Below are 6051 nucleotides of genomic sequence, written 5' to 3'. Positions count from 1 at the left end.
AGCCCCACTGCGATGACGTGGATGGGATTCAGCTTGCCCAGATCCTCCTCGTACCCACTTTTCCTGCGGACGCCCAGGAAGCCCCAGAGCACCGCCTTGGCCGTCCGCCAGACGCTCATCCCGGCGCCTCCGGCGTCTTGCCGCCCACCTCGAAGAAGGTGTACGACAGCGTGATGGTCTTCACGTCCTTCGAGATCTTGGGGTCGATCACGAAGGCCACCGGCCACTGCTTCTTCTCGCCCGGCTCCAGCGTGTACTGCTGGAAGCAGAAGCACTCGATCTTGTTGAAGTGCGGCCCGGCGTTGCGCGGCGCGTAGCTCGGGATCGCCTGGGCGGACATCCGCCGGTCCTGCACGTTCTGGAACTCGTACATCACGGTCGCCAGCTCGCCCGGGTGCACCCGGATCGAGGGCTGGGCCGGCTTGAACCGCCAGGGCCCGCGCGCGTTGGCGTCGAACTCCACCGTGATCACGCGGCTGCGGTCGACCTGCGTGTTCGGCTTGGCCGTCGACGTGCCCGGCACCTGCCGCTCGCTCACGGCCAGCACGTTGATGCCCAGCGCCTCGCAGACGTGCTTGTAGACCGGGATCAGCGCGTAGCCGAAGGCGAACATGCCGGCCGCCACGACGGCCAGCTTGCCCAGCATCCTGCGGTTCTCGCGGTCCATCAGCGCCATCGCCTCAGTGCTCCAGCAGGACCATCTTCGCGATGAAGCCGAGGAACAGCACCAGTGCGACGGACGCCAGGATCAGCGCCAGCCGCACGTTGGCCTTGCGCTGCTCGTCGTCCTTGCGCGCCACGTCCGTCATCGCGCTCAGTGCACCGCGCCGGGGTGTTCCGGCTGCACGCGTGCGTCCAGCACGCGGGTGGCGGTGGCATCCAGGCGCGGGGGCACCTCGAAGGTGTGGAAGGGCGCCGGCGAGGGCACTTCCCATTCCAGGCCTTCGGCGCCCTTGCCGTCCGGGTCGTTCCACGGACGCTGCGGCGCCGCGGCACCCTGGCCGCGCATCACCGGCAGCACCACGAAGAAGAAGAAGTACACCTGGGCGATGCCGAAGGCGAAGGCGCCGACGGAGGCGACCGCGTTGAAGTCGGCGAACTGCATCGGGTAATCGGCGTAGCGGCGCGGCATGCCCGCCAGGCCCAGGAAGTGCATCGGGAAGAAGGCGACGTTGAAGGAGATCAGCGACCACCAGAAGTGGATCTTGCCGCGGCCCTCGTTGTACATCACGCCCGTCCACTTGGGCGACCAGTAGTAGAAGCCGGCGAACAGGGCGAACAGCGAACCGGCCACCAGCACGTAGTGGAAGTGCGCCACCACGTAGTAGGTGTCCTGCAGCAGCAGGTCGATCGGCGCCATGGCCAGGATCAGGCCGGTGAAGCCGCCGATGGTGAACACGAAGATGAAGCCCACCGCGAACAGCATCGGCGTCTCGAAGGTCATCGAGCCCTTCCACATCGTCGCCGTCCAGTTGAAGATCTTCACGGCCGTGGGCACCGAGATCAGCATGGTGGCGTACATGAAGAACAGCTGGCCCGTCACCGGCATGCCGGTGGTGAACATGTGGTGCGCCCACACGATGAAGGACAGGATCGCGATGGCGGCCACGGCGTACACCATGGAGGCGTAGCCGAACAGGCGCTTGCGCGAGAAGGCCGGCACCACGTGGCTGATGATGCCGAAGGCCGGCAGGATCATGATGTAGACCTCGGGGTGGCCGAAGAACCAGAAGATGTGCTGGTACATCACCGGGTCGCCGCCGCCCGCGGGGTTGAAGAAGGTGGTACCGAAGTGGCGGTCCGTCAGCGTCATGGTGATGGCGCCGGCGAGCACGGGCATCACGGCGATCAGCAGGTAGGCGGTTATCAGCCACGTCCAGCAGAACATCGGCATCTTCATCAGCGTCATGCCGGGCGCGCGCATGTTCAGGATGGTGACGATGATGTTGATCGACCCCATGATCGAGCTGGCGCCCATGATGTGCAGCGCGAAGATGGCGTAGTCCATCGACGGGCCCATCTGCATCGTCAGCGGCGCGTAGATCGTCCAGCCGGCGGCGGGCGCCCCGCCCGGCAGGAAGAAGGACATCGCCAGCATCAGGCCCGCGGGGATCAACAGCCAGAAGCTGAAGTTGTTCATCCGCGCGAAGGCCATGTCGGGCGCGCCGATCTGCAGCGGCAGCATCCAGTTCGCGAAACCCACGAAGGCCGGCATGATGGCGCCGAACACCATGATGATCCCGTGCATGGTGGTGAGCTGGTTGAATAGCTCGGGGTTCACCAGCTGCAGGCCGGGCTGGAACAGCTCGGCGCGGATGCCCATGGCCAGCACGCCGCCGAACATCAGCATGGTGAAGGAGAACAGCAGGTACAGCGTCCCGATGTCCTTGTGGTTGGTGGCGAACACCCAGCGCCGCCAGCCGGTGGGGGCGTGCTCGTGGTGCTCGTCGTGGTGGCCGGCCGCGTGGCCGTGCGGGTCGAGAACTGCGCTCATGGTTCCTCTGTCTCCCTGCTTACTTGCCGCGTTGCGCCAGCACTTCGGCGGGCTGGACGATCTGGCCGGTCTTGTTGCTCCAGTGGTTCTTGGTGTAGCTGATCACGGCGGCGATGTCCGTGTCGCTCAGCTGCTTCCAGGGCGGCATCGCGTTGCGGCCGTTCAGCACCACCTGGATCTGCTTGGTCTTGTCGGCATCGAGCACGACGGGCGAGCCGTCCAGCGGCAGGATCGGGCCGGCGCCCTTGCCATTGGGCTGGTGGCAGGCCGCGCAGTTGGCGGCATAGACCTTCTCGCCGCGGGCGACGATGTCGGGCAGCGTCCAGACCTTGGCCGGATCGTCGGCCTTGGCGGCCAGGATCTTCTTCTGGTCGTCGGCCCACTTCACGAACTCGTCCTGGCTCACCACCTTGACGTGGATGGGCATGTAGGCGTGCTCCTTGCCGCACAGCTCGTAGCACTGGCCGTAGAAGTCGCCCACCTTCTCGCTGCGGAACCAGGTGTCGCGCACGAAGCCGGGGATCGCGTCCTGCTTGACGCCGAATTCCGGCACGCCCCAGGAGTGGATCACGTCGTTGGCGGTGGTGATGATGCGCACCTTCTTGTTGACGGGCACCACCAGCGGGTTGTCGACCTTGAGCAGGTAGTCGTTGGGCATGTCGCCCTGGGCGCCGGCGTTGGACAGCTCGCGGTGCGTGCTGTCGATGGTGGACAGGAAGCTCACGCCCTGGGCGTCGCCCGTGAGGTAGTCGTAGCCCCACTTCCACTGGTAGCCGGTGGCCTTGATGGTCACGTCGGCGTTGGAGGTGTGCTTGGACGCGACCAGCACCTTGGTGGCCGGCAGCGCCATCAGGATCACGATGATGAAGGGGATGGCCGTCCAGACCACTTCCACCGTCACCGACTCGTGGAAGTTGGCGGCCTTGTGGCCGACGGACTTGCGATGCTTCCAGATGGAATAGAACATCACGGAGAACACCAGCACGAAGATCACGGTGCACGTGATCAGCATGAACCAGTGCAGCCAGGATTGCTCCACCGCGATGCGCGTCGCGCCGGCATGGAGGTTCAGCTGCCGCACCCCGGGGCCGCCCGGCAGGTCCTGCACCGCCGCTGCCGCAGTGCCGGCCTGGGCGAGCGCCAGCATCAGCGCCGCGATCTTCGAATGTCTCTTCATCGTTTTCAGCTCCAGCCCTCAATAAATCCGTTCTTCTGCCCCGCTCACGCCTCGCGCAGCGCCTGCCGCAGCTCGCGCGCGAGCGCCGGCCGCAGCTCCGGGCGCACGAAGCGCCCCACGTTCACCCTCCGGCCCTGGCCCGACACCTCGATCAACGAGCGGTCGTCCGCCGCCGGCTCCACGCGCACCCAGTCGCGGTTGAATTCCGCGCGCTCCAGCCGGCCCGCGCTCTCCAGTTCCACCACCAGCCTGCGGCCTTGCAGCAGGATGTGCTCGCGGTCGGCCGCGTGGCGGGCGTAGGCCAGGAAGGCGACGCCCACCGCCGCCAGCTCGACCCACGTGAAAGGCAGGACCAGCACCGCACCCTGGAACCAGAAGAACACCGCGATTCCGAGCGATACCACGCACAACGACAGGTAGAGCCATCCCAGCTGGGCGGGCTTCACCGAGCAGTTGCGGCCCAGGAACCAGTGGATGGCCTGCCCCTGGACGATGGCGAAACGGAATACGAGGTTGGCCACGGCGCAGTGCACCAGAATCGACCGCGCATTGTAGCCCGCCCGGATGTGCCACCATTCCATGGAGGTGGCATTGACATGGCGCAATCGGAGCTAAATGCCGCCTTGACGCAGCGCAAGCGACGTTCGATTCATTCGCGGCTGCGGCCTCCGCGCAACATGGCCCGCATGTCCGACAGCGACACCGCGCTTTGCTCGCCGACGCGGGGCAAGGGCTTGAGGGCGTGGCCGTAGATGATCTCGAAGGTGAGCGTGAGCTGGCCGTCCTCGCTGCGCAGGTGGCGGCCGATCTCCTCGCGCAGGCGCGCGTGCCAGCCGCGCCCGCGCAGGGCGCCGAAGCGCCCCGGATGCAGGTTGGCCCCGAGCTCGCGCAGTTCCTGCAGCAGCCGCTCGGGCGTCTCGAAGGCCAGCGTGATGCGCTCCATGTCCATCACGGGCTCGGCGAAGCCGCCCTGCACCAGCATGTCGCCCCAGTCGTGCATGTCGGTGAACTCGTGGCTCGGGGCGGGCCAGCCGAGCGCCGCATAGAGCCCGCGCAGTTCCCTCAACGTGTCGGGCCCCAGGCAGGAGAACATCAGGAAGCCGTCGACCGCCAGCGCCTGTTGCCACTCGCGCATCAGGGCCTGCGGGTCGGCGGCCATGTGCAGCTCCATGTTGGACCACAGCATCTGCACGCCACCCACCGGCACCGGACCGACCTCGACCGCCCCGCCGCCCGCGATGCGCTTCCACCAGGGCCTGGCGAGGCGCTCCTTCGCCACCGCGGCCCGCTTCGGCTGCGGTTCGACCACGTGGGCACGGGCCTGCGGGTACTGCTGCGCCACCAGGGCGTGCGCTTCCAGGCCGCCGCGCACCGGCTCCCAGTCGGCCCAGGCCGCGGGCGCGCGCTTGATCCACTGCAGGCGCTCCGCCATGCGCCGCCCGACCTCCTCGTGCAGCCAGGGGCTGGCGGCGGGGGCGCTGCGCTCCCAGCGCGCGGCGGCGACGGGATCGATGGTGGGCGGTCGTTCGGAGGAGGTCATGGGCAGGGCCGCCCAGTATATTGAGGCATGCGCATCGCCCGGCTGCTGGAGTGGCTCGCCGCGCCGCCCGGCCGCTGCGCCGTGTGCGGCGCTTGGCCCGCGCAGCCGCTGTGCGAAGCCTGCGAAGTCCGCTTCGCGCCGGCGCGTCCGCGCTGCCGCTGCTGTGCCCTGCCCCTGCCCGAGGGCGTGCCCGTCTGCGGCGCCTGCCTGCGCGAGCCGCCGCCGCTCGCGGCCTGCTTCGCCGCAGTCGATTACGCCTATCCCTGGTCGGGGCTGGTGGGCCGCTTCAAGTTCCGTGGCGAGCCGGGCTGGGCCGCGACGCTGTCGCGGCGCATGGCCGCGGTTCCCGGCGTGGCGGATGAACTTGCGCGCGCCGATCTCGCCCTGCCCATGCCGCTGGCGCGCGGGCGGCTGGCCGAGCGGGGCTTCAACCAGGCACTGCTGCTGGCGCGCCAGTTGGCGGCCGCGAAGACCGATGCGACGCTGCTGCTGCGCCTGCGCGAGACCGGCTCGCAGACGGCGCTGGACCGCGCCGCACGCCAGCGCAACGTGGCGGGCGCCTTCGGCGTCGAGCCGCTGCGGGCGCATCAAGTGCGGGACAAGCACGTCGTGCTGGTCGACGACGTGATGACCAGCGGGGCGTCGCTGCATGGCGCGGCGCAGGCGCTGCGGCAGGCCGGTGCGCGGCGCGTGAGCGCCGTCGTCCTCGCGCGCACGGAGCCGCATCCGCAGGGCTGAGCCACGCCACAATCCCGCGATGTTCCACATCGTGCTCGTCACGCCCGAGATCCCGCCCAACACGGGCAACGTCATCCGCCTGGCGGCCAATACCGGCTGCAC

Annotated in this window: 8 protein-coding genes and 1 pseudogene; 2 read left to right on the top strand and 7 right to left on the bottom strand. The window is 68.4% G+C overall.

What is annotated here, in order from left to right; genetic code table 11:
* The 7 genes from VFM98_RS02930 to VFM98_RS02900 all read right to left on the bottom strand — a co-directional run.
* The coding region (locus VFM98_RS02930; protein ID WP_325108400.1) for a DUF2970 domain-containing protein at nucleotides 1-119 on the bottom strand (119 nt) is incomplete at its 3' end.
* Entirely contained in the window at nucleotides 116-667 is a 552-nt protein-coding gene (locus VFM98_RS02925) for a cytochrome c oxidase assembly protein (RefSeq protein WP_325108399.1), read from the bottom strand. The genes VFM98_RS02925 and VFM98_RS02930, both read right to left, overlap by 4 nt.
* 13 nt (nucleotides 668-680) lie before the next feature.
* Entirely contained in the window at nucleotides 681-809 is a 129-nt protein-coding gene (locus VFM98_RS02920; RefSeq protein WP_325108397.1) for a cytochrome oxidase small assembly protein, read from the bottom strand.
* A gap of 5 nt (nucleotides 810-814) precedes the next feature.
* Nucleotides 815-2494 carry a cytochrome c oxidase subunit I gene (gene ctaD / locus VFM98_RS02915; RefSeq protein ID WP_325108396.1) on the bottom strand — a complete coding sequence of 560 codons (1680 nt, stop codon included), beginning with the start codon at nucleotides 2492-2494 and terminating at the stop codon, nucleotides 815-817.
* A gap of 19 nt (nucleotides 2495-2513) precedes the next feature.
* Complete coding sequence (coxB, locus tag VFM98_RS02910) at nucleotides 2514-3671, bottom strand: cytochrome c oxidase subunit II (RefSeq protein ID WP_325108395.1); 1158 nt, start codon at nucleotides 3669-3671, stop codon at nucleotides 2514-2516.
* Nucleotides 3672-3715: 44 nt separating this feature from the next.
* Complete coding sequence (locus VFM98_RS02905; protein ID WP_325108398.1) at nucleotides 3716-4192, bottom strand: DUF2244 domain-containing protein; 477 nt, start codon at nucleotides 4190-4192, stop codon at nucleotides 3716-3718.
* Between the two features lie 128 nt (nucleotides 4193-4320).
* Nucleotides 4321-5211 carry a biotin synthase gene (locus VFM98_RS02900; protein WP_325108393.1) on the bottom strand — a complete coding sequence of 297 codons (891 nt, stop codon included), beginning with the start codon at nucleotides 5209-5211 and terminating at the stop codon, nucleotides 4321-4323.
* A gap of 27 nt (nucleotides 5212-5238) precedes the next feature.
* On the opposite strand from VFM98_RS02900, the gene VFM98_RS02895 reads away from it, so the two are divergent.
* Both VFM98_RS02895 and VFM98_RS02890 read left to right on the top strand, forming a co-directional pair.
* Nucleotides 5239-5949 (top strand): ComF family protein, encoded by a 711-nt coding sequence (locus VFM98_RS02895; RefSeq protein ID WP_325108392.1) that lies wholly within the window; start codon nucleotides 5239-5241, stop codon nucleotides 5947-5949.
* A gap of 19 nt (nucleotides 5950-5968) precedes the next feature.
* A pseudogene (locus tag VFM98_RS02890) lies at nucleotides 5969-6051 on the top strand (tRNA (uridine(34)/cytosine(34)/5-carboxymethylaminomethyluridine(34)-2'-O)-methyltransferase TrmL); the annotation flags it as partial.

This window comes from Ramlibacter sp. (assembly GCF_035706265.1).
Taxonomy (GTDB): domain Bacteria; phylum Pseudomonadota; class Gammaproteobacteria; order Burkholderiales; family Burkholderiaceae_C; genus Ramlibacter.
This window is presented reverse-complemented; position numbering and strand designations above follow the sequence as displayed.